Raw genomic sequence first — 23,296 nt, forward strand, 5'->3', positions numbered from 1 at the left:
ACGGCGTCAGCCGCGTTCGAGTTCGGCCTCGGCCGCGGCGAGCGCCGCGAACTCCTCCTCGGGCGCCTTGGCGACCAGGTGGTGCCGACTGTAGAACGCGAAGTAGGCGAGGGCGATCACGTACACCCCGAGCGCCATGAACGCCGCCGTCCGGTCCACCAGGAAGGTCGCCACCAGGGCCGACAGGGCCAGGACGAAGGCCGTCGACGAGGTCGCGACCCCGCCGGGCGTGCGGTACGGCCGGTGCAGGTGCGGCTCGCGGCGGCGCAGCACGATGTGCGAGAGCGCCATCAGGGCGTACGAGATGGTGGCGCCGAAGACCGCGATGTTCAGCATCCGCGCCCCGTTGCCCGTCCCGGCCGCCAGGGCGAAGCCGATCGCGCCCGGGATGAGGAGCCCCAGGTAGGGCGACTTGCGGCGGCTGGTCAGGGAGAGGAAGCGGGGCAGGTAGCCCGCCCGGGAGAGGGCGAAGAGCTGGCGCGAGCCGGCGTAGATGAGGGAGAAGAAGGAGGCGACCAGGCCCGCCAGGCCCGCGTAGTTCACGAACCGGCTGAGCGCCGTCGGCTCCCCGTCGCCCTGGAGCGCCACGACCAGCGGGTTCCCCGCCTCCTGGACGGCGGCCGCGCCGCGCGCCCCGGTGGCGGCGAAGAAGGTCATGACGGCGAGCAGCACCAGCACGCCGAGCGAGATCGCCAGCGCCTTCGGCATCGAGCGGACCGGGTCCTTCGCCTCCTCGGCGGCCAGCGGCACCCCCTCGACGCCGAGGAAGAACCACATGCCGAAGGGGAACGCGGCCCAGATCCCGAGCAGCCCGAACGGCAGCCAGGAGTTCGAGCCGAAGGCCTCGCCGTCCACCGGGATGTCGTTCAGGCCGTCCACGTGGAAGTCGGTGAACGCGCCGAGCGCGAAGACGACCAGGGCCGCGACCGCGATCGCCGTCACGACCAGGCTGAACCGCAGCGCCTCGCCCACGCCCCACAGGTGGATCCCGATGAACAGCACGAAGCAGACCAGATAGACCGGCCAGCCGGACTCCAGGCCGAAGAGCCCCAGGGACTCGACGTAGTCGCCGATGAAGATGGAGATCGCGGCGGGGGCGAGGATGTACTCGATGAGGATCGCGGTGCCGGTGAGGAAGCCGCCCCAGGTGCCGAGCGCCCGGCGGGCGAAGCCGTAGCCGCCGCCCGCCGTGGGCAGGATGGCGGAGAGCTCGGCGAGCGCGAAGACCAGACAGGCGTACATCGCGCCCATCAGGACGGTGGCGACGGCGAGCCCGCCGAAGCCGCCCTTCGACAGGCCGATGTTCCAGCCGGAGAAGTCCCCGGAGACGACGTAGGCGACGCCGAGGCCGGTGAGCAGCAGCCAGCCGGCGCTGCCGCGGCGCAGCGCGCGCCGCTTCAGGTAGTCGTCCTCCGGCGGGGCGCCGCCCCCGGGCGTCTTCCCGGACGTGCTCCCGGTCGTTTCTTCGAGCGTCATGGCAGCGTCAGCTCCCCGCAACGGGCCCAATGGATTGAGGCCATACCTTTGCGCCGGTCCCACGGGAACGCAACCCCCGTGCGTTACTTTCGGGTTACGGGGCCCTCCGCGCGGCACGGGCGCCGCTCACGTCAGGAAGCCCCGCAGCAGCGCCGCCGTGCCCGCGCAGTGCTCCCGCATCACCTCGCGCGCCGCGTCCGCGTCCCCGTCGAGGACCGCCTCCACGAGCGCGGTGTGCTGGTGCTGGGAGTGCTCCAGGTTCCGCACGAGCAGCGGGATGCAGTCGAGCAGGTCGTTCACCGTCGCCCGGACCGCCGCGTACCGCGCCGTCAGGCTCGGCGAGCCGGACAGCTCCGCAAGGGTGAGGTGGAGCAGGGTGTCCTGGCGCCGGTAGTCGCCGAGCGGGGCGTCGTGGGTCGCCGCGAGGGCGGACCGCAGCCGCTCGGCGCCCGCCGCGTCCAGGCCGTGGACCGCGCACAGGCCCGCGGCCCCCACCTCCAGGACCTCCCGGAAGCGCAGGGTGTCCTCCACGTCGACCGAGGCGATCCGGCGCCGCAGCTCGTCCTCGTCGCCCGTCCGGACCCGGGGCAGCACGAACGTCCCGCCGTACCGGCCGCGCCGGCTCTCCACGAGCCCCTGCTCCTGGAGGACCTTCAGGACCTCGCGCAGGGTCACCCGGCTGATCCCCATCCGGTCGGCCAGCTCCCGCTCGGCGGGCAGCCGCTCCCCGTCCGGCACCAGGCCGAGCCGCACCACCTGGAGGATCTGCTCCAGGGCCTCCTCGAACCCGTTGCCCGCCCGCACCGGCCGCAGCACGGGCGTCAGCCGGTCCGCCGATTCACTCGTACTGGCCACGTTCTCGTTTCCTTTCCGCCGGCACTTCCCAAGCAATGGTCTTCCGCAATACCTTATGGCTCCCGGCAGGCCGAAGGAGGAGCAATCCCGTGGCAGACCGCACACCCCCGCTCCGCGTCGAGGAGCTGCGCGCCCTCGTCGCGAGCGGAGAGATCGACACCGTAGTCCTCGCCTTCCCCGACATGCAGGGGAGGCTCCAGGGCAAGCGGTTCGCCGCGCGGTTCTTCCTGGACGACGTCCTCGGACACGGCACCGAGGGCTGCAACTACCTGCTGGCCGTCGACACCGAGATGAACACCGTCGACGGCTACGAGATGTCCTCCTGGGACCGCGGCTACGGCGACTTCGCCATGCACCCCGACCTCACCACCCTGCGCCGCCTCCCCTGGAACGAGGCCACCGCCATGGTGACGGCCGACCTCGCCTGGGCCGACGGCACCCCCGTCACCGCCGCGCCCCGCCAGATCCTCCGCCGCCAGCTCGAACGCCTCGCGGAACACGGGCTCACCGCCCACGTCGGCACCGAGCTGGAGTTCATCGTCTTCAAGGACAGCTACGAGCAGGCCTGGGACGCGAACTACCGGGGCCTCACCCCCGTCAACCAGTACAACGTCGACTACTCCGTCCTCGGCACCGGACGCGTCGAACCCCTCCTGCGCCGCATCCGCAACGAGATGACCGCCGCCGGACTCACCGTCGAGTCCGCCAAGGGCGAGTGCAACCCCGGCCAGCACGAGATCGCCTTCAAGTACGACGAGGCCCTCGTCACCTGCGACCAGCACGCCGTCTACAAGACGGGCGCCAAGGAGATCGCCGCGCAGGAGGGCTGCTCGCTCACCTTCATGGCGAAGTACAACGAGCGCGAGGGCAACTCCTGCCACATCCACCTCTCCCTCCAGAACGCCGCCGGGGAGAACGTGATGGCCGGGGACGACGAGCACGGCATGTCGGAGACGATGCGGCACTTCCTCGCCGGACAGCTCGCCGCCCTCCGCGACTTCTCCCTCCTCTACGCCCCCAACATCAACTCCTACAAGCGGTTCCAGCCCGGCTCCTTCGCGCCCACCGCCGTCGCCTGGGGCCACGACAACCGCACCTGCTCCCTCCGGGTCGTCGGCCACGGACGCTCCACCCGCTTCGAGAACCGCCTCCCCGGCGGCGACGTCAACCCCTACCTCGCCGTCGCCGGCCTGGTCGCCGCGGGACTCCACGGCATCGAGCAGCGCCTCGAACTGCCCGAGCCCTGTACGGGGAACGCCTACGCCGCCGACTACGCCCACGTCCCCACCACCCTGCGCGAGGCCGCCGAACTCTGGGAGACCAGCGAGATCGCCAAGGCCGCCTTCGGCCCCGAGGTCGTCTCCCACTACCGCAACATGGCCCGCGTCGAACTCGACGCCTTCGACGCCGCGGTGACCGACTGGGAACTGCGCCGCTCCTTCGAACGCTTGTGAGGAAAGAGTTGCTCCAGGTACTGAACCCGGCGACCGGGGAAGAGGTCGCCACCGTTCCGGCCGCCACCCCCGCCGACGTCGACGCCGCCGTCGCCCGGGCCGCCGCCGCCCAGCGCGGCTGGGCCGCCGCCGCGCCCGCCGACCGCGCCCGGCTGCTGCGCCGCTTCGCCGCCGCCGTCGACGAACACGTCGAGGAACTGGCCCGGTTGGAGGTCACCGAGGCGGGCCACACCATCGGCAACGCCCGCTGGGAGGCCGGCAACGTCCGCGACCTGCTCGAATTCTCCGCCGGGGGAGTGGAACGCCTCAACGGGCGCCAGATCCCGGTGGCCGGCGGCCTCGACGTCACGATCCTCGAACCCCTCGGGGTCGTCGGCGTCATCGCCCCCTGGAACTTCCCCATGCCGATCGCCGCCTGGGCCGCCGCGCCCGCCCTCGCCGCCGGCAACGCCGTCGTCCTCAAGCCGGCCGAGACCACCCCGCTCACCGCGCTCCGCCTCGCCGAACTCGCCCTGGAGGCGGGCCTGCCCGAAGGGCTCTTCCAGGTCCTCCCCGGCACCGGCCCGGTCGCCGGGAACGCCCTCGTCGAACACCCCGGCGTCGCCAAGATCGTCTTCACCGGCTCCACCCGGGTCGGCAAGGCCATCATGGCCAAGTGCGCCGACCGGGTGAAGCGGGTCACCCTCGAACTCGGCGGCAAGAGCCCCAACGTCGTCTTCGCCGACGCCGACCTGGAAGCCGCCGCGGCCGCCGCCCCGATGTCCTTCCTCGACAACAGCGGCCAGGACTGCTGCGCCCGCACCCGCATCCTCGTCCAGCGGAGCGCGTACGACCGCTTCCTGGAACTGCTCGCCCCCGCGATCGAGGAGATCGTCGTCGGCGACCCCGCCGACGAGCGCACCCAGATGGGCCCGCTGATCTCCCGCGCCCAGCTCGACCGCGTCCGCTCCTACGTCACCGACGACCTCGAAGGCATCCGGGGCAAGGCGCCCGAGGGCCCCGGCTTCTGGTTCCCGCCGACCGTCCTCACCGGCCTGCCCGAGGACGCCCCCTGCGCCGTCGACGAGGTCTTCGGACCCGTCGCCGTCGTCCTCCCCTTCGAGGACGAGGCCGACGCGGTCCGCCTCGCCAACGCCACCGAGTACGGCCTGTCCGGCTCGATCTGGACCCGGGACGTCGGCCGCGCCCTGCGCGTCTCCCGCGCCGTCCGCGCCGGCAACCTCTCCGTCAACTCCCACTCCAGCGTCCGCTACTGGACCCCGTTCGGCGGCTACCAGCAGTCCGGCCTCGGCCGCGAACTCGGCCCCGACGCCCTGACCGCCTTCACCGAAACCAAGAACGTCTTCATCAGCACGGAGGCCTGAACCGCATGACCACCGAAGAGATCATCTGCCGCCGGCTCGTCGGCCGCACCGCCGTCATCACCGGCGCCGGCAGCGGCATCGGCCTCGCCACCGCCCGCCGCCTCGCCTCCGAGGGCGCGAACGTCGTCTGCGGCGACATCGACGAGACCGCTGGCAAGGCCGCCGCCGAGGAGGTCGGCGGCACCTTCGTACGGGTCGACGTCACCGACCCCGAGCAGGTCGAGGCGCTGTTCAGGACGGCCTTCGACACCTACGGCTCCGTGGACATCGCCTTCAACAACGCCGGCATCTCGCCGCCCGACGACGACTCCATCCTGGAGACCGGCCTGGAGGCCTGGAAGCGCGTCCAGGACGTCAACCTCACCTCCGTCTACCTCTGCTGCAAGGCCGCCCTGCCCTACATGCGCCGCCAGGGCCGGGGCTCCATCATCAACACCGCCTCCTTCGTCGCCATCATGGGCGCCGCCACCAGCCAGATCTCCTACACCGCCTCCAAGGGCGGCGTCCTCGCCATGTCCCGCGAGCTGGGCGTCCAGTTCGCCCGCGAGGGCATCCGCGTCAACGCGCTCTGCCCGGGGCCCGTCAACACCCCGCTCCTCCAGGAGCTGTTCGCCAAGGACCCCGAGCGGGCCGCGCGCCGCCTCGTCCACATCCCCGTCGGCCGCTTCGCCGAGGCCGACGAGATCGCCGCCGCCGTCGCCTTCCTCGCCAGCGACGACTCCTCCTTCGTCAACGCCACCGACTTCCTCGTGGACGGCGGCATCGCGGGCGCGTACGTGACGCCCCTCTAGCAGCCACTTCTCCGACAGCCGGGCGTCGCAAGGCGCCCGGCTGTCCGCGTACCGACAGGAGAGTGCCCGTGAGCCACCGGCTCCGCACGTCCGCGGCCGTCGCCGCGCTCGCCCTCACCGCGACCGCCCTCGTCTCCGCCGCCCCGGCCGGGGCACGCCCCGGACCATGCCCCACCCTGAACGTCTCCACCGGCTGGTACGGCGACAACAAGGCCCGGCTCGACCGCCTGATCGCCGACCACTGCGCGGACAGGGGCCGCGAGCACCGCAAGCCCGTCGCCGTCTTCGACTGGGACAACACCGTCATCAAGAACGACGTCGGCGACGCCACCCTGTACTGGCTCCTGCGCAACGACCGCGTCCGCGCGCCCCGCGACGACGACTGGTCCACCACCAGCCGCCACCTCACCCCCGCCGCCGCGACCGCCCTCCGCGCGGCCTGTCCCACCGGCGTGCGCACCCTGCCCACCGCCACCGACACCCGCTGCGCCGACGAGATCCGCTCCGTCTACACCGACGGCGCCACCACCGGCGGCAGGGCCGCGTTCGCCGGCTTCGACCACCGCCGCACGGAACCCCAGTACGCCTGGCTGGCCCAGCTCCTGCGCGGCTGGACCGTCCGCGAGGCCGAGTCCTTCGCGGCCGCCGCCCGCGCCGAGAACCTCGCCGCCCCGCAGGGCGCCACCCAGCAGGTCGGCACCGCCCGGGTCACCGGCTGGATCCGCCACTACGACCAGCAGCGCGACCTGATCGGCACGCTCCGGCGGGCCGGCTTCGACGTCTGGATCGTCTCCGCCTCGCCCGAACCCGTCGTCGACGTCTGGGCCCGGGGCGTCGGGATCGACCCCTCGCACGCGATCGGCATCCGCAACACCACCGAACACGGCCGGCTGACCGCCCACCTCAAGGGCTGCGGCACCGTCCGGGACGGCGAGGACACGATGATCACCTACATCGACGGCAAGCGCTGCTGGATCAACCAGGAGATCCTCGGCGTCCGGGGCCCCGCCGCCGAACGCGTCCAGCCCGCCTCCCGCCGCCAGGTCCTCGCCGCCGGGGACTCCGACACCGACGTCTCCTTCCTGCGGGACGCCACCGGCCTTCGCCTGGTCCTCAACCGCAACAAGAACGAACTGATGTGCCGGGCGTACGAGAACGGCGACGGCCGCTGGCTCGTGAACCCCGTGTTCATCGAGCCGAAGGCCCGGAGGACCGCCCCCTACCCCTGCGCCACCACCGGCTACACGGCGGACGACGGCACGGCGCGGCCGGTCCTCCGGGCCGACGGCAGCGTGATCCCGGACCAGGAGGACACCGTGTACTGACCGCCGGGCCGCCGGGCCGCCGTCCGGCGGATCACCCGGCCTCAGGACCGCGCCGGGTCACCGGGGAGCAGCTCGCGCAGTCCCGCGAGGAGGGTCGGGCAGTCGAGCGGGGACGGGTGCCGGCAGGTCAGGGCGTGGCCGAGCCGGTCGCGCGCCCGTTCCAGGGCCTCGATGCGCAGACCGAGCTCCCGGGTCTTCTCCCGGAGGCGCTCGCGCACGGCACCCGGCTCCTCCTGGAGCAGGTCGCCCAGTTCGTCCAGGGTGAAGCCGGTCGCCCGGGCGTTCAGGATCAGCGCGACGCGGTCGAGGGCGTCCGGCCCGTAGGTGCGCCGCAGGCCGTTGCGCCCGGCCGGCTCCAGCAGGCCCAGCCGCTCGTAGAAGCGCAGCGCCGACGGGGCCACACCCGTGCGGGCGGCCACCTCGGCGATGTCGAGGAGCGGCTCGTCCACGGCTCGTCCCCCCTTGACTTGAACTCGGCTTCAAGTGGCACGGTACCCGAGGGGCCACGGCGGTCGAACCGCTGCCGTCCCTCGCACCCCCGGCGACCGGCCACCCCGAACGAGGAGCACCCGATGGCGAGCACGTTGGCGAACAGGATCCGTCCCGTGGCCGTGGCGGCGATCGCCGCCGTGCGCCGGCCCCTCAGGGTCGAGGACCCGTTCGCCGACGTGCAGGAGGCCACCCGGAGGCACCGGCGCGCCCACCGCTGCGGAGCGTTCGCGTACGGGGAGGCGTCGCTGCCCGCCACCGTCGCGGCGGCGGTCGGGGCCCGGCGGATCGTGGAGGTGGGCACGGCCCTCGGCTACACGGCCGCCGCCATGGCCCACGCGGTGCCGGCCGCGCGGGTGGAGACCGTCGAGAGGGACCCCGACCACGTCCGCCTGGCCAGGGACCGGATGGCCGCCCGGGGCCTGACCGAACGCGTCGAGGTGCTGCACGGCGCGGCCGAGCAGGTCCTGAAGACCCTGGAGAGCGGCGGCTACGACGTGGCCTTCTTCGACGGGTTCACCCCGACCCACGACGTCGTCCTGGAACTCCGCCGCCTGCTGCGGGTCGGCGGGACCCTGATCGCCGGCAACCTCATCCTCGGCCCGGAGCGGGCGGTGACGGACGACCTCGCCGACCCGGAGCGGTGGCACACCCACTCCTTCGGCGAGACCGCGCTCTGCGTCAAGCTCCCCTGACCCGCCGGACAGGCCCTAGAGGAAGGTGCGGCCCTCGCCCCGGTACGTCGGCACGGTCGCCGTGATCCGGTCGCCCTCGACCAGGTGCAGGTTCTCGAACCGCTCGCACATCTCGCCGGCCTTCGCGTGCCGGAACCACACCTTGTCGCCGATCCGCAGGTCGTCGGCCGGCGAACCGAGCAGCGGGGTCTGCACCTCGCCGGCCCCCTCCTGCGGGTCGTACCGCAGCCCCTCCGGCAGGTACGGCACGGGCAGCCGGTCCCGGCCCGCCGCCCCGGAGGCCGGGTAGCCGCCGCCGAGCACGGTCACCACGCCCACGCCCGGCCGCCGGACCACCGGGTGCGCGAAGAGCGCGGCGGGCCGGCCGCTGAAGGACGTGTAGTGGTCGAAGAGGCGCGGCACGAAGAACCCCGAACCGGCGGCGATCTCCGTCACCGCGTCCTCGGCGGCCGTGTGCTGCACGCTGCCGGTGCCGCCGCCGTTCACGAACTCCAGGTCCGGCGCCACCGCCCGCACGGCCCGCACCACGGCCGCCCTGCGCTCCGCCAGCTCCCTGCGGGCGGCGGACTGCATCAGCCGGATCGCCCGCGACCGCAGCGGCCGGCCCGCGACCGCGTCCCCGACCCCCGCGACGTGCCCCTCGTACGCCATGATCCCGACCAGCCGGAACCCCGGCCGCCGCACCACCGAGCGGGCCAGCTCAGCCAGCTCGGCGGGTTCGCGCAGCGGGGAGCGGCGGGCGCCGATCCGGATCCGGCCGCCGAGCAGGCTGAGCGCCGTGTCCAGCTCCAGGCAGACCCGGACCTCCTCCGTCCCGCCCGCGCGGGAGGCGTCGATCAGGTCGAGCTGCGCCACGTCGTCCACCATCACGGTCACGGCGGCGGCCAGCTTCGGGTCCCGCGCCAGCTCCCCGAACCCGGAACGGTCCGCCGACGGGTACGCGAGCAGGACGTCCTCGAACCCGGCACGGGCCAGCCACAGCGACTCTTCGAGCGTGAACGACATGATCCCGGCGAAGCCCTCCCGGGCGAGCGCCCGCTCCAGGAGCGCCCGGCACCGCACGGACTTGCTCGCCACGCGTATGGGCTTGCCCCCGGCCCGGCGCACGAGGTCCGCCGCGTTGGCGTCGAAGGCTTCGAGGTCGACGATCGCCACGGGCGCGTCGAGGTGAGCGGTGGCCCGGTCGTAACGGGCGCGGTCGCCGGCACGGGGAGTCATGGCCCGAGCTTGCCAGACGGGTTTACGGGTGGGTAGCCCCTGAGTTCCCGCGGGGCGGGGAACAGCCCGTAGAGTGACGGGCATTGTCGACACGAGCGGGGGACGGGGATGACCAGCGAGCACCGCCCCACGTCCTCCCGCATCACCGAACTCCTCCTCCCGCCCCACCCGGCGCCTGCGAAGACGGCCGAGCCCGCCCGCCCGGAGCCTTCGAGCACGCCCGCGCCCGGCCGCCCGGAGCCTCTGAACACGGCCGCGCCCGGCCATCCGGCACCTTCGAACACGGCCGCGCCCGCCCACCCGGCGTCCCCGAACACCGCCGCTCCCGGCCACCCCGCGCCGCCGGCCCCCGCCGCCGCGACACGTCCGGGGTCGCCGGACCCGGCCGGGACCACCGTGACCCGCCCCGTGACCTACGACACGGCGTACGACACGGCCGGAAACCCCGCCGCAGCCCGCTCGGCGACGCCGGACGGACCGGCCGGGACCTCCGAGGCCCGCCCGGGAACGCCCGCCGCCGCTCCCCGCCGACCGGCGCCCGGCGACGCCGACCCGCCCGCCGTCGAGACGACGGCCCGCCTCCGTCCGATCCGCCCCACGGACCGCATGCCCCCGCCGGGCCCCCGGGCCGTCCCGCCCCGCCCGTCGTCGGCGCCTTCCGCGTCCGTACGGTCCGCCCGCCCGGCGCCCGGGCAGCCCGCGCCGCCCCGGCCCGCCGAGCGGCCCGGCCCGTCGTCCGCGTTCCCGGCCCCGGCACGTCCGGCGTCCGCCCCGGCGCGTCCGGCCCCCGGACCGGTCGCGCCCCGGCGGCCCGTGACGTCCCGGCCCTCGCCGGGACCGGTGCTTCCGGTGGCAGGGGCACCCGCCCCGGCCCGCCCGGCCGCCCCCACCGCCTTCGCGCCGCCGTCAGCGTCAGCGTCGCCGTCGCCGTACGGCCGTGTCCCCGGCCGCCCCACCGGCCACGCCCTGCCGCCCGAGGCGCCCGTCGAGACCACCACGCGGCTGCGGCCCGTCCGGGAGCGGCGGAGCGCCGGGCGGACGGCCGCGGTCGCCGCCTGCGCCGTGCTCGGCTTCGGGCTCATCGGCGGCGCCCTCGCCGGGGTCTGGCTGGCGGCCTCCGAACCGGGCAAGCCCGCCGAACCCGCCGGGTACGCCGAGGCCAGGGACCTCTGGCACAACGCCCCCGTCGACACCCTCTTCCCCCGCACCCTCGCGGGCCCCGGCGCGGGCCCCGGCTCCGCCGCCCGCACCTGGACCCGGATCGTCGTCGCCCCGGACGCCGCCTGCTCGCCCGCCGTCCTCGCCAAGGGCCTGCTCGCCACCGTCGAGCCGCTCGGCTGCGAACGCGTCCTGCGCGCCACGTACACCGACGCCACCGCCAGCAGCGTGATCACCGTCGGCCTCGTCTTCACCCGCGCCGACGCCACCGCGCAGCGCACCCTCGGCCAGGGCCTCACCGCCCGCCTGGGCCAGGACGTCCCCCCGGCCCTCTCCGGCCCCTCCACCGTCGCCGCCCGCTTCGGCGACCGGCAGCGCGCCAGCTGGTGGACCAGCGCCCCCGCCGACCTCCCCGTCGTCGTCACCGCCGTCTCCGGCTTCGCCGACGGCCGGACCGTCGACGCCCCCCAGCCCGCCGACCGGGCCATGGCCAAGGGCCGCACCGACGCCGTCGCCCAGTCCGGCCTCGGCCACGAGGCCAGGGGCATCACCGAGCGCCTGGAACGCCTGCTGCGCACGACCGCCGTCACGGCGGCCCAGGAGAAGACCCGGTGAACCGATCCGTCCGCCGGCGCGCACGCGGCGGCGCGGCCGTCCTGCTCGCCGCCGCCTTCTCCGTCCTGCCCGCCACCACCGCGCCCGCGCACGCCGACACCATCCGGGCCCGCCAGTGGGGCCTCGAAGCCCTCCACACCGCCGAGGCCTGGCGCACCACCAAGGGCGAGGGCGTCACCGTCGCCGTCCTCGACACCGGCGTCGACGCCGACCACCCCGACCTCGAAGGCTCCGTCCTGCCCGGACACGACCTCATCGGCTTCGGCGCCGAACGGGGCGACCGCGCCTGGGCCCGGCACGGCACCGCCATGGCCGGGATCATCGCCGGGCACGGCCACGGCCCCGACGGCCGGGACGGCGTCCTCGGCGTCGCCCCCGAGGCCGGGATCCTGCCCGTACGGGTCATCCTGGAGTCCTCCGACAAGGCCCGCGACAAGGCCCGCAAGAGCCGCGGCACCGCCCTCGCCCAGGGCATCCGCTGGGCCGCCGACCACGGCGCCGACGTCATCAACCTCTCCCTCGGCGACGACTCCGAGTCCGCCCACCCCGACGCGGGCGAGGACGCCGCCGTCCAGTACGCCCTGTCCAAGGGGGTCGCCGTCGTCGCCTCCGCCGGGAACGGCGGCGAGAAGGGCGACCACGTCTCGTACCCCGCCGCCTACCCCGGCGTCATCGCCGTCACGGCCGTCGACCGCTACGGGACCCGCGCCTCCTTCTCCACCCGCCGCTGGTACGCCACCGTCAGCGCCCCCGGCGTCGACATCGTCATCGCCGACCCCGACCGGCGCTACTACGAGGGCTGGGGCACCAGCGCCGCCGCCGCGTTCGTCTCGGGAGCCGTCGCCCTCGTCCGGGCCGCCCATCCCGACCTCACCCCGGCCCAGATCAAGACCCTCCTCATCGACACCGCGCGCAGCCGGCCGAAGGACGGCCGCAGCGACGCCAAGGGGTACGGGACGGTCGACCCGGCCGCGGCGATCGAGGCGGGCGCCCGCCTGAAGGGCGGCGACCCGAAGAACACCGCCGCCGGCTACCGGGGGAGCCACTTCGGCCCCGGCCCCACCGCCCCCGCCGAGGAGCCCCGCTCCTTCGGCCTGCTCGCCCCGCTCCTCGGCGGCCTCGGCGCCCTGCTGCTCCTCACCGCCGTGGTGCTCCGGCGCGCCCACCGCTCCGGCTGACACCCGGCGGGCCGGACCCGCGGACCCGGGGGCTAGGCTCGGGGCGTGGCGCTCAAGAACATCCCGGACCCCGGTTTCTCCGACGACGACGGCACCGCCGACCCGCGGCTCACCGCGGCCCTCGCGGCCTGGGCGGAGGACAGAACCGCCCACGGACCCGTCCTCGAGGCGCTGCGGGAGGCCCGGCTGCTCGTCCCCGTGGTCGCCGTCCTCGGCGAGGTCGAGACCGACGAGAACGGCCTGCGCCGCGAGAAGACCAGCGACATGGCGGTCCCGACCCTCACGGCCGGTGACCGGCGGGCCCTGCCCGCCTTCACCTCGACCGCCTCGCTCGCCCTCTGGGACCCGCAGGCCCGGCCCGTGGCCGTCCCGCTGCACCAGGCGCTCCAGGCCGTCGCGCACGAGAAGGCGGACACGCTCCTCCTCGACCTCGCGGGCCCCGTGCCGTACCAGGTCACCGGGCCGGCCCTGCTCGCCCTCGCCGAGGGCCGCGCCAGCGCCGACCCGCTCGACGACCCCGCCGTGCGGGAGGCGGTCCGGGTCGCCGTCGCCGCCGAGCCCGCCGTGCTCCGGGCCCACCTGGGCCCCGGCGCCGCCGACGGCACCCTCGCCCTGGTCCTCGCCGGGGACGCCTCCCCGGCGGAGGCCGCCCAGAGCGTGGCGCGCGCCCTGGCCGCCGACGAGACGCTGAGGGCCCGCCTGGTGCGGGGCCTCGACCTGGCACTCCTGCCGGCCTCGGCCACGCCTCCGGGCGAGCCCTTCTACGTACGGAACGTCTGAACGGCCCTGGCCGTACACCGGCCCCGTGGCTGTCGTCTTCCGGGGGGCGACCCCCGTACCCCCGTGAGGGGTCCTAGCCGTACACCGGCCCCGTGTACTTCTCGCCCGGACCCTGGCCCGGCTCGTCCGGGATCAGGGAGGCCTCGCGGAAGGCGAGCTGGAGGGACTTCAGGCCGTCGCGCAGGGGCGCGGCGTGGAAGGAGGAGACCTCCGTCGCGCCGGCGTCGAGCAGGCCCGCGAGCGCGTGCACCAGCTTGCGGGCCTCGTCGAGGTCCTTGTGCTTGTCGCCCTCCTCGGTGAGGCCGAGCTTCACCGCGGCGGCGCTCATCAGGTTGACGGCGACGGTCACGATCACCTCGACCGCCGGGACCTCGGCGATGTCGCGGGTCATGGCCTCGAAGTCGGGGGTGTCGGAGGAGTCGGGGGACTCGTTCTGGGGCGTCTCGCTCATGCCCCACACGATATGCCGCTCCGTCCCGCACGTGGAGCGGCCGTCCCCGTTCGCAAACACGGACAGGCCCTGCTAACCTTGTGTAACGACCGGCTGGACACATGTGTGCCCGGCCCACAAGTGGAGGCTCCGTTCTCCCACCTGACCGCCCTCACGGGTGGCGGGTCACCGGTCAGGTGGCGCCCATCGTTCCGTACGGACGATGGAGCCGCCCGATGTGCGCCCCGCGGTTGACCGCGGCGGTGCTCCGGTATTTCCATGGAGCCCCGCCTGTGTCCCGTCCGGGGCATTTTTGATGTACCGGCTCGGTTGGTCTCAGAAACAGACGTTGCGCGTCCGTCCGCCAGGCGGTCGTGTGGTGCTACCGAGGAGGATCCATCAGCGCCGAGCCCCGCATCAACGACAGGATTCGCGTTCCCGAGGTGCGACTTGTCGGACCCAGCGGCGAGCAGGTCGGGATTGTTCCGCTTGCCAAGGCCCTGGAGCTCGCACAGGAGTACGACCTCGACCTGGTCGAGGTCGCGGCGAACGCCCGTCCGCCCGTGTGCAAGCTCATGGACTACGGGAAGTTCAAGTACGAGTCGGCCATGAAGGCCCGTGAGGCGCGCAAGAACCAGGCGCACACGGTCATCAAGGAGATGAAGCTCCGGCCGAAGATCGACCCGCACGACTATGACACCAAGAAGGGTCACGTCGTCCGGTTCCTCAAGCAGGGCGACAAGGTCAAGATCACGATCATGTTCCGTGGTCGTGAGCAGTCCCGCCCCGAGCTCGGTTTCCGGCTGCTGCAGCGGCTGGCGTCGGACGTCGAGGAGCTCGGCTTCATCGAGTCCAACCCGAAGCAGGACGGCCGGAACATGATCATGGTTCTCGGTCCGCACAAGAAGAAGACCGAGGCCATGGCCGAGGCGCGTGAGGCCCAGGCCGCACGCAAGGCCGAGCGCCAGGGCGTCACCGCCGAGGAGACCCCCGAGGCTCCGGCACCCGAGGCCGAGGCTCCGGCCGAGACCCCCGAGGCGTGACCCGAGGGGCTGCCACCCAGGCAGCCCCGGGCCCCGCCCGGACCCACCGAACAAAGAATTGACGCTCCCGGACGTCCGGTGCCCGCACCGGGGGGAGCGCCACTGACGAGGAGATACGGCGCGATGCCGAAGAACAAGACGCACTCCGGTGCCAAGAAGCGCTTCAAGGTCACCGGCTCCGGCAAGATCCTGCGCGAGCGCGCCGGCAAGCGCCACCTGCTCGAGCACAAGTCGTCCAAGCTGACCCGTCGCCTCACCGGCAACGCGGAGATGGCCCCGGGCGACGCGGCCAAGATCAAGAAGATGCTGGGCATCTGATCTGATCACCCGCCCTCGGCGACGAGGGCCACCGGCCAGGTCCGGGACCCATTCGTTTTTCGGGTCGTGTGAGTCCAACCACGACCCCGCTACAAGGAGTTAACAAGTGGCACGCGTCAAGCGGGCAGTCAACGCCCACAAGAAGCGCCGGGCGATCCTCGAGCAGGCCTCCGGCTACCGCGGTCAGCGTTCGCGCCTGTACCGCAAGGCCAAGGAGCAGGTCACCCACTCGCTGGTCTACAACTACAACGACCGCAAGAAGCGCAAGGGCGACTTCCGTCAGCTGTGGATCCAGCGCATCAACGCCGCTGCCCGCCTGAACGGCATGACGTACAACCGCCTCATCCAGGGTCTGAAGGCCGCCAACATCGAGGTGGACCGCAAGATCCTCGCCGAGCTGGCCGTCAACGACGCCAACGCGTTCGCCGCCCTCGTCGAGGTCGCGCAGAAGGCCCTCCCGGCCGACGTCAACGCCCCGAAGGCCGCCGCCTGATCTTCCAGGCCGCAGTACCTCCGCCCGGACCCGCAGACGCTCACGCGCCTGCGGGTCCGGGTGCGTCGGCCCCCTGAACCACCCGGCCCCCGCAGCCCCGGCCCCGAAGAGAGAACCGCCGCACGCCATGGTCACCCCCGAGCTGATCTCCCCGCGTTCCCCGCGCGTCGTCGCCGCCCGGCGGCTCGCCAAGCGCAACTTCCGGGGCAAGGACCGCCTCTTCATCGCCGAGGGCCCCCAGGCCGTCCGCGAGGCCGTCGAGCACCGGGGGCCCGGCGGGGAGCCCACCCTCGTCGAGCTCTTCACCACCGTCGAGGCAGCCGAGCGCTACGCCGCCATCGTCGACGCGGCCCGCGCCGCCGGGGCCCGCGTCCACCACGCCTCCGACGCCGTCCTCGCCGAGGTCTCCCAGACCGTCACCCCGCAGGGGCTCGTCGGCGTCTGCCGGTTCCTCGACTCGCCGTTCGAGGAGATCGTCGCGGCCCGCCCCAAGCTGGTCGCCGTCCTCGCCCACGTGCGCGACCCCGGGAACGCCGGCACCGTGCTGCGCTGCGCCGACGCGGCCGGCGCCGACGCCGTCGTCCTCACCGACGCCTCCGTCGACCTCTACAACCCCAAGTCCGTGCGCGCCTCCGTCGGTTCGCTCTTCCACCTGCCGGTGGCCGTCGGCGTCCCCGTCGAGCAGGCCGTCGCCGGACTCAAGGCCGCGGGCGTGCGGATCCTCGCCGCCGACGGGGCCGGGCGGGACGACCTCGACGACGAGCTGGACGCCGGCACCATGGGCGGGCCCACCGCCTGGATCTTCGGCAACGAGGCCTGGGGGCTGCCCGAGGAGACCCGGGCCCTCGCCGACGCCGTCGTCCGCGTCCCGATCCACGGCAAGGCCGAGAGCCTCAATCTCGCCACCGCCGCCGCGGTCTGCCTGTACGCCTCCGCGCGCGCCCAGCGCCCCCGTACCTCCGCCTGAGAGAACCCGGAAGGGACCGTTCCGCCCCGCCCGCCCAGTAGAGTGGCGCACTCGGGTGGCCCACTGCGCTACACGGAGGGGTGGGGTACGGGGATGACGGCCGGCACGGACAGTCCCGCACAGGCACGGAGCGACGGCCCGCACGCCCCGGAACGGGCCGAGCCCACGGGCACCGCGGCCCGTACCGACGCCGGCTTCGCCGGCCTCCTGCCCGACGACCTGCCCGACGGGCTCGTCGTCGCCGACGGGAACGGCCGCGTCGTCTGCTTCAACGCCGCCGCCGCCCGCATCACCGCCGTCCCCGCCGACCGGGCCCTCGGCCTCCCCCTCGACCTGGCGCTGCCCCTGGAGGACCTCAAGGGCCGCCGCTGGTGGCCGCTGACCGACCCGTACGGCGGACTCGCCACCCGCAGCGGGCAGCCCGAGCGCAACCTGCTGCTCCCCGGCGGCCGCGAGGTCCTCGTCTCCGCCCGCTACGTCCGCGAGCACCCCACGGGCCCCGTCCGCCGGGTCGTCGTCTCCCTGCGCGGCACCGAGGCCCGCCGCCGCACCGAGCGCAGCCACGCCGAGCTCATCGCCACCGTCGCCCACGAGCTCCGCTCCCCGCTCACCTCCGTCAAGGGCTTCACCGCCACCCTCCTCCACAAGTGGGAGCGGTTCACCGACGAGCAGAAGCGGCTGATGCTGGAGACCGTCGACGCCGACGCCGGCCGCATCAAGCGGCTCATCGCCGAACTCCTCGACATCTCCCGGATCGACTCCGGCCGCCTGGAGGTCCGCCGCCAGCCCGTCGACATCGCGGCGGCCGTCGGCCGGCACGTCCACGCCCACACCACCGGCGGCCAGTCCCCGGACCGCTTCTTCGTACGGATCAGGCCGCAGCTGCCCCCGCTCTGGGCCGACCCCGACAAGATCGACCAGATCCTCGGCAACCTCCTCGAAAACGCGGTGCGCCACGGCGAGGGAACCGTCACCATCGAGGTGGCACCCACCACGGCGGGCGACGACGGAGAAGAGGGAACGGAGGTCACCGTGAGCGACGAGGGCCCCGGCATCCCCGAGGAGTCCATGAGCCGCGTCTTCACCCGCTTCTGGCGGGGCAGCAAGCGCGGCGGCACCGGTCTCGGCCTCTACATCGTCAAGGGCGTCGTCGAGGCCCACGGCGGAACCATCACCGTCGGACGGGGCCCCCGCGGCGGGGCCGAGTTCCGATTTATCCTGCCCGTCGGCACCCCGGCCCACCTCCTCTGACGTCTCGCCCCGCGAGACCGGAGACCATCAGGAGCCGTCCGGCCTGCCCACGGGCTCATCCGCGTCCCCCCGCCCCGTTAGACTCGACCTTTGGCACGTTTGCGCCCTTGACGTCGAGCGGGGCCGCCCAGCCAAGCCAACGGAAGCACGGGAAGAGATGTCCGCACCCAATAAGTCGTACGACCCGGTTGAGGTCGAGGCACTGAAACCGGAAGAGATCGAGCGCATGCGGGACGAGGCGCTCGCCGCCTTCGCCGCCGCGGGCGACCTCGACGCGCTCGCGCACGCGAAGACCGCGCACACCGGTGGCACCTCGCCGCTGGCGCTCGCCAACCGGGAGATCGGCGCCCTGCCCCCGCAGGCCAAGGCCGCCGCGGGCAAGCTCGTGGGCCAGGCCCGCGGCGTCGTCTCCAAGGCCCTCGCCGCCCGCCAGGGCGAGCTGGAGGCCGAGCGCGACGCCCGCGTCCTCGTCGAGGAGGCCGTCGACGTCACCCTGCCGTACGACCGCGTCCCGGCCGGCGCCCGCCACCCGCTGACCACCCTCATGGAGCGCGTCTCCGACGTCTTCGTCTCCATGGGGTACGAGATCGCCGAGGGTCCCGAGGTCGAGGCGGAGTGGTTCAACTTCGACGCCCTCAACTTCGTCCCGGACCACCCGGCGCGCCAGATGCAGGACACCTTCTTCGTCGAGGGGCCGGAAGGCACCACCGGCGACGAGTCCGGCGTCGTCCTGCGCACCCACACCTCCCCGGTGCAGGCCCGCACGCTCATCGACCGGGAGCCCCCGGTCTACGTCGTGTGCCCCGGCCGCGTCTACCGCACCGACGAGCTCGACGCCACGCACACCCCGGTCTTCCACCAGATCGAGCTGCTCGCCGTCGACGAGGGCCTCACCATGGCCGACCTCAAGGGCACCCTCGACCACATGGTCCAGGCGCTCTTCGGCCCGGACATGAAGACCCGGCTGCGCCCGAACTTCTTCCCGTTCACCGAGCCGTCCGCCGAGATGGACATGCTCTGCTACGTCTGCCGCGGCGAGTCCGTCGGCAACCCGGACCGGCCCTGCCGCACCTGCGGCAGCGAGGGCTGGATCGAGCTCGGCGGCTGCGGCATGGTCAACCCGAAGGTGCTCGTCGCCTGCGGCGTGGACCCCGAGAAGTACAGCGGATTCGCCTTCGGGTTCGGCATCGAGCGGATGCTGATGTTCCGCCACAACGTCGAAGACATGCGAGACATGGTCGAGGGTGACGTCCGGTTCACCCGGCCGTTCGGGATGGAGATCTGATGCGGGTCCCGCTTTCTTGGCTGCGGGAGTACGTCGACCTGCCGGCGACGGAGACCGGCCGAGACGTCCAGGCCAAACTCGTTTCGGCAGGCCTGGAGGTCGAGACCGTCGAGCGGCTCGGCACCGGCCTGTCCGGCCCCCTGGTGGTCGGCAGGGTCCTCACCATCGAGGAGCTGACGGAGTTCAAGAAGCCCATCCGCTTCTGCACCGTCGACGTCGGCGACGCCAACGGCACCGGCGAGCCCCAGGAGATCATCTGCGGCGCCCGGAACTTCGCCGAGGGCGACAAGGTCGTCGTGGCCCTGCCCGGCGCCGTCCTCCCCGGCGACTTCCGGATCGCCGAGCGCAAGACGTACGGCCGCGTCTCCCGGGGCATGATCTGCTCCGGCGACGAGCTCGGCATGGGCGACGACGGGACGCACGGCATCATCGTGCTGCCGCCGGAGCACGAGGTCGGCACCGACGCCACGGTCCTCCTGGAGCTGTTCGACGAGGTCCTGGACATCGCCGTCACCCCGGACCGCGGCTACTGCCTCTCGATGCGCGGCGTCGCCCGCGAGACGGCCACCGCCTACGGCCTGCCGCTGCGCGACCCGGCGCTGCTCGACGTGCCCGCGCCGAACTCGTACGGCCACCCGGTCCAGATCACCGACCCGATCGGCTGCGACCGCTTCACCGCGCGCACCGTCGTCGGCCTGGCCCCCGAGGCCCGCTCCCCGATCTGGCTCCAGCGCCGCCTCCAGAAGGCCGGCATGCGCCCGATCTCGCTGGCCGTCGACGTCACCAACTACGTGATGCTGGAGCTCGGCCAGCCGCTCCACGCCTACGACCGCACCCGGCTCGACGGCCCCATCGGGGTCCGCCGCGCCGAGGCCGGCGAGAAGATCACCACCCTCGACGGCACCGTGCGCGTCCTGGACGCCGCGGACCTGGTCATCACCGACAACCGCGGCCCGATCGGCATCGCGGGCGTCATGGGCGGCGCCAACACGGAGATCGCCGACCCGGTCACCGACCCGGAGACCGGCGTCGTCACCGGCACCTCCGAGGTCGTCATCGAGGCCGCGCACTTCGACCCGATCTCGATCGCCCGCACGGCCCGCCGCCACAAGCTGGCCTCCGAGGCGTCCAAGCGCTTCGAGCGCGGCGTCGACCCGCAGGCCGCCGCCGCCGCCGCGCAGCGCACCGTCGACCTGCTCGTGCTGCTCGCGGGCGGCACGGCCGAGGCCGGCGTCACCGAGGTCGTCGCCCCGTCCGCGCCCCGGACGATCGTCGTCCCGGCGGACCACCCGGACAAGGTCGCGGGCGTCGCCTACGGCCGCGAGACCGTCGTCCGCCGCCTCCAGGAGGTCGGCTGCGACGTCTACGGCCAGGACGAGCTGATCGTCACCGTCCCCTCGTGGCGGCCCGACCTCAACGAGCCGAACGACCTGGCCGAAGAGGTCATCCGTCTGGAGGGCTACGAGAACCTGCCCTCCACGCTGCCCAAGCCCCCGGCCGGCCGCGGGCTCACCGAGCGCCAGCGCGTCCACCGCCGCGTGGGCCGCGCCCTGGCCGGCGCCGGCTACGTCGAGGCGCTGAACTACCCGTTCCTCGGCGAGCAGGTCTTCGACCAGCTCGGCCTGGACGCGGACGACGTCTCCCGCCGCGTGGTGAAGCTGGTCAACCCGCTCTCGGACGAGGAGCCCGCGCTCCGTACGACGCTGCTCCCGGGCCTGCTCGGGGCGCTGCGCCGCAACGACAGCCGCGGCAGCCACGACCTGGCGCTCTTCGAGACCGGCCTGGTCTTCCTGGCCGGCGAGCGTCCGGGCGTCGCCGTCCGCCTCGGCGTCGACCGGCGCCCCACGGACGAGGAGATCGCCGAGGTCAACGCGGCCCTGCCCGCGCAGCCCCGGCACGCCGCCGTCGTCCTCGCCGGCGCGCGCGAGCAGGCCGGCTGGTGGGGCAGGGGCCGCCCGTCCGACTGGGCGGACGCGGTCGAGGCCGCCCGCACGGTCGCCCGCGAGGCCGGCGCCGAACTGATCGTGCGCCAAGGCCAGTACGGCCCGTGGCACCCGGGCCGCTGCGCCGAGCTGCTCGTCGTCGTCGACGGCGAGGAGCGCACGGCGGGCCACGCGGGCGAGCTGCACCCGCGCGTCGTGAAGGCCTTCGGCCTGCCGGCCCGGACCAGCGCGATGGAGCTCGACCTCGACCTGGTCGAGGCGGCGTCCGAGGGTCCCCTCAAGGCCCCCCGGATCTCCTCCTTCCCGGTCGCCACCCAGGACGTCGCCCTGGTCGTCGCCGACGGCGTCCCGGCCGCCGCGGTCGAGACCGCCCTGCGCGAGGGCGCGGGCGAACTCCTGGAGTCCATCCGGCTGTTCGACGTCTACACCGGCGACCAGCTCGGCGAGGGCACCAAGTCCCTGGCGTACGCCCTGAAGTTCCGCGCGCCGGACCGCACCCTGACGGTCGACGAGGCCTCCGCGGCCCGCGACGCGGCCGTCGCCCTGGCCACCGAGCGCACCGGCGCCGTCCTGCGCGGCGCCTGACCTCGCGGCGGCACCCAGCGGTGACCAGGAGGGCCGCCCCGGAGACCTGCTCCGGGGCGGCCCTCCGTCGTTTCCGGAAGGCCCGTGTCGCGTACGCCCTTACGGGCCTCGCGCGTCCGTACCGATGGCGCGGCCCCGGCGAAGGGCGGCGCGCCGGAGGTGCTCACTCCTTCGGGTGAGATCGTCGGGGGGTGTTCCGCCGGGGTGGGTGCGGTCGGGAGAATCGACGCGGCCGCAGGGGCGGACCTGCGTGCCGCGGCGCCTTCGGGTGCCGTCGGGGCTCGGGAAGGGCCGTGCATGATCCGTACGAGGTCGTTGGACTCCGATGGCTCCCGGCTCCGCCGGCTGGCCCCGCTCGCTCTTCCCGCCGCCTGGGGCGCGGTGGCCGTGGCGTGGAGGTTCGCCTGTCCGCCGGCCAGGGAGCCGGGGCTGCCGATACGGATCGCCACCAGCGCCGTCTTCCTCTCCGTCGGCATCGGCCTCGTCCTCGGCGTCCGTCGCGGGCTCATACGCGAGCTGGCCCGGGCGCGGGCCGTCGCGGCCGCCACCCAGCAGGTGCTGCTGCGACCGCCGCCGGGCCGCCTCGAAGGGCTGACCCTGGCCGCCGGGCAGCTCTCCGCCTCCCGGGGCGCGTCCGTCGGCGGGGACCTGTACGAGGCGGTGGCCACCCCCTACGGGGTGCGGATCGTCGTCGGGGACGTCCGGGGCCACGGGCTCGCCGCGCTCGGCGCCGTGGTCGCGGTGCTCGGCAGCTTCCGCGAGGCCGCCCACGACGAGCCCGAACTCGCCGGAGTGCTGCGGCGGTTGGAGCGGGCACTCGAACGGCACCTGCGGGAACGGGCCCGGGACGAGCACCCGGCGCGGGCCGGGACGGACCCCGAACACCCGGCGGCGGAGGAGTTCGTGACCCTGCTGCTCCTGGAGATCGGGCCCGACGGGCGGCTCTCCGTGTTCAACTGCGGCCACCCCGTCCCGTACCGCCTCGGCCGGAAGGCGGAACGCCTTCCCGTGGGGGACCCGCTGCCCCCGCTCGGAGTGCTGCCGCTGCCCGTCGGCCTCGCGCCGTACACGGCGGCCCGGCTGCTGCCCGGCGAGACCCTCGTCCTGCACACCGACGGCGCGGAGGAGGCCCGGGACCACCGGGGCCGGTTCTTCGCGCTCGACGCCGCCCTCGCCGGGCCGCCGGGCGAGGCGCCCGCGGCGCTTGTCCGACGGGTCCACGCGGAGCTGCTGCACCACACGGGCGGCCGGCTCGCCGACGACATCGCGCTCCTCGTCGTACGGAACGACCGCGCCAGGGTGCCGGCGCAGCCCGCCGAACCCGGGCTGCGCCGCCCCCGGCCCGCCCCCTCCTCCCACTGTTGAGAGGAGGGGCCGGTGCCGGCGCCGCCCGCCCCGCCACGGAGTGTCGGGCAGATCAGCGGGGCGGGCGACGCGGACCGGGCGGCCGCACTGTACGAGGGGGAGCCGGCGGCCCGGTCGTCGCCTTGCGGCGAGAAGCACAGTCAACCGGGGCCGGGACGGGCGCGGCAGAGCGCGCGGGCCGTGAGAACGGGTGCTTCGTTCACACCCCGTGCGAAATC

The 23,296-nt window shown here is 74.1% G+C and carries 21 protein-coding genes; 16 read left to right on the forward strand and 5 right to left on the reverse strand.

The annotated features are described in order from the left end of the window. Window positions 1-6: 6 nt before the first annotated feature. Together eat and ACWGSR_RS17270 are read right to left on the reverse strand one after the other, a co-directional pair. Entirely contained in the window at window positions 7-1,476 is a 1,470-nt protein-coding gene (gene eat, locus ACWGSR_RS17265; protein WP_376238921.1) for an ethanolamine permease, read from the reverse strand. Between the two features lie 126 nt (window positions 1,477-1,602). Further along, window positions 1,603-2,331: a FadR/GntR family transcriptional regulator gene (locus ACWGSR_RS17270; RefSeq protein WP_376238919.1), complete on the reverse strand. Its 729-nt coding sequence runs from the start codon at window positions 2,329-2,331 to the stop codon at window positions 1,603-1,605. Window positions 2,332-2,420: 89 nt separating this feature from the next. On the opposite strand from ACWGSR_RS17270, the gene ACWGSR_RS17275 reads away from it, so the two are divergent. From ACWGSR_RS17275 to ACWGSR_RS17290, 4 genes are all read left to right on the forward strand, one after another. Further along, on the forward strand, window positions 2,421-3,785 hold the full coding sequence (locus tag ACWGSR_RS17275) for a glutamine synthetase family protein (protein WP_376238916.1): 1,365 nt from the start codon (window positions 2,421-2,423) through the stop codon (window positions 3,783-3,785). Window positions 3,786-3,793: 8 nt separating this feature from the next. Beyond that, window positions 3,794-5,149 carry an aldehyde dehydrogenase family protein gene (locus tag ACWGSR_RS17280; RefSeq protein WP_376238914.1) on the forward strand — a complete coding sequence of 452 codons (1,356 nt, stop codon included), beginning with the start codon at window positions 3,794-3,796 and terminating at the stop codon, window positions 5,147-5,149. Between the two features lie 5 nt (window positions 5,150-5,154). Beyond that, window positions 5,155-5,940, forward strand: coding sequence for a 3-oxoacyl-ACP reductase (locus ACWGSR_RS17285; protein ID WP_366377529.1), 786 nt, complete (start codon window positions 5,155-5,157; stop codon window positions 5,938-5,940). 68 nt (window positions 5,941-6,008) lie between these two features. Further along, window positions 6,009-7,265 (forward strand): haloacid dehalogenase-like hydrolase, encoded by a 1,257-nt coding sequence (locus tag ACWGSR_RS17290; protein WP_453567237.1) that lies wholly within the window; start codon window positions 6,009-6,011, stop codon window positions 7,263-7,265. A 41-nt stretch (window positions 7,266-7,306) separates the two neighbouring features. On the opposite strand, the gene ACWGSR_RS17295 is transcribed toward ACWGSR_RS17290, so the two are convergent. Next, window positions 7,307-7,714, reverse strand: coding sequence for a MerR family transcriptional regulator (locus ACWGSR_RS17295; RefSeq protein WP_376238908.1), 408 nt, complete (start codon window positions 7,712-7,714; stop codon window positions 7,307-7,309). A gap of 123 nt (window positions 7,715-7,837) precedes the next feature. Here ACWGSR_RS17295 and ACWGSR_RS17300 point away from each other — a divergent pair, with 123 nt between their 5' ends. Further along, window positions 7,838-8,449: an O-methyltransferase gene (locus ACWGSR_RS17300; RefSeq protein WP_376238906.1), complete on the forward strand. Its 612-nt coding sequence runs from the start codon at window positions 7,838-7,840 to the stop codon at window positions 8,447-8,449. Window positions 8,450-8,464: 15 nt separating this feature from the next. Here ACWGSR_RS17300 and ACWGSR_RS17305 read toward each other — a convergent pair whose 3' ends face one another. Continuing rightward, window positions 8,465-9,667, reverse strand: coding sequence for an amino acid deaminase/aldolase (locus ACWGSR_RS17305; RefSeq protein WP_376238904.1), 1,203 nt, complete (start codon window positions 9,665-9,667; stop codon window positions 8,465-8,467). Between the two features lie 108 nt (window positions 9,668-9,775). Here ACWGSR_RS17305 and ACWGSR_RS17310 point away from each other — a divergent pair, with 108 nt between their 5' ends. Genes ACWGSR_RS17310 through ACWGSR_RS17320 form a run of 3 tightly spaced genes read left to right on the forward strand, consistent with a single transcriptional unit; the run spans window position 9,776 to window position 13,398 of the window. Next, window positions 9,776-11,440 carry a hypothetical protein gene (locus ACWGSR_RS17310; RefSeq protein WP_453567240.1) on the forward strand — a complete coding sequence of 555 codons (1,665 nt, stop codon included), beginning with the start codon at window positions 9,776-9,778 and terminating at the stop codon, window positions 11,438-11,440. Next, complete coding sequence (gene mycP / locus ACWGSR_RS17315; protein WP_453567242.1) at window positions 11,437-12,618, forward strand: type VII secretion-associated serine protease mycosin; 1,182 nt, start codon at window positions 11,437-11,439, stop codon at window positions 12,616-12,618. The genes ACWGSR_RS17310 and mycP overlap by 4 nt, the downstream gene beginning before the upstream one ends. Before the next feature lie 45 nt (window positions 12,619-12,663). Then, window positions 12,664-13,398, forward strand: coding sequence for an SseB family protein (locus ACWGSR_RS17320; RefSeq protein ID WP_453567244.1), 735 nt, complete (start codon window positions 12,664-12,666; stop codon window positions 13,396-13,398). 73 nt (window positions 13,399-13,471) lie between these two features. Here ACWGSR_RS17320 and ACWGSR_RS17325 read toward each other — a convergent pair whose 3' ends face one another. Next, window positions 13,472-13,849 (reverse strand): DUF1844 domain-containing protein, encoded by a 378-nt coding sequence (locus ACWGSR_RS17325; RefSeq protein WP_030214668.1) that lies wholly within the window; start codon window positions 13,847-13,849, stop codon window positions 13,472-13,474. 353 nt (window positions 13,850-14,202) lie between these two features. Between ACWGSR_RS17325 and infC the strand changes: the two genes are divergently transcribed. The 8 genes from infC to ACWGSR_RS17365 all read left to right on the forward strand — a co-directional run bounded on the left by infC (window position 14,203) and on the right by ACWGSR_RS17365 (window position 23,078). Further along, a complete protein-coding gene (gene infC, locus ACWGSR_RS17330) occupies window positions 14,203-14,871 on the forward strand; it encodes a translation initiation factor IF-3 (RefSeq protein ID WP_376238894.1) in 669 nt (222 codons plus the stop codon). A 123-nt stretch (window positions 14,872-14,994) separates the two neighbouring features. Next, on the forward strand, window positions 14,995-15,189 hold the full coding sequence (gene rpmI / locus ACWGSR_RS17335; protein ID WP_015032399.1) for a 50S ribosomal protein L35: 195 nt from the start codon (window positions 14,995-14,997) through the stop codon (window positions 15,187-15,189). 106 nt (window positions 15,190-15,295) lie between these two features. Next, window positions 15,296-15,682, forward strand: a complete 387-nt coding sequence (gene rplT, locus ACWGSR_RS17340; RefSeq protein WP_019884941.1) for a 50S ribosomal protein L20 — start codon at window positions 15,296-15,298, stop codon at window positions 15,680-15,682. A gap of 127 nt (window positions 15,683-15,809) precedes the next feature. Next, window positions 15,810-16,649, forward strand: coding sequence for a TrmH family RNA methyltransferase (locus ACWGSR_RS17345; protein ID WP_062758670.1), 840 nt, complete (start codon window positions 15,810-15,812; stop codon window positions 16,647-16,649). A 93-nt stretch (window positions 16,650-16,742) separates the two neighbouring features. Beyond that, entirely contained in the window at window positions 16,743-17,900 is a 1,158-nt protein-coding gene (locus tag ACWGSR_RS17350; protein WP_376238888.1) for a sensor histidine kinase, read from the forward strand. Window positions 17,901-18,057: 157 nt separating this feature from the next. After that, window positions 18,058-19,185: a phenylalanine--tRNA ligase subunit alpha gene (pheS, locus tag ACWGSR_RS17355; RefSeq protein WP_366377537.1), complete on the forward strand. Its 1,128-nt coding sequence runs from the start codon at window positions 18,058-18,060 to the stop codon at window positions 19,183-19,185. Next, the gene (pheT, locus tag ACWGSR_RS17360) at window positions 19,185-21,713 is read left to right on the forward strand and encodes a phenylalanine--tRNA ligase subunit beta (protein ID WP_376238884.1); all 2,529 of its coding nucleotides are present in this window, start codon (window positions 19,185-19,187) and stop codon (window positions 21,711-21,713) included. Before pheS ends, pheT begins: the two co-directional genes overlap by 1 nt. Window positions 21,714-22,010: 297 nt before the next feature. After that, window positions 22,011-23,078 carry a PP2C family protein-serine/threonine phosphatase gene (locus ACWGSR_RS17365; RefSeq protein ID WP_453567248.1) on the forward strand — a complete coding sequence of 356 codons (1,068 nt, stop codon included), beginning with the start codon at window positions 22,011-22,013 and terminating at the stop codon, window positions 23,076-23,078. The last annotated feature ends 218 nt before the right edge of the window (window positions 23,079-23,296 follow it).

Source organism: Streptomyces sp. NPDC055632 (genome assembly GCF_053618675.1).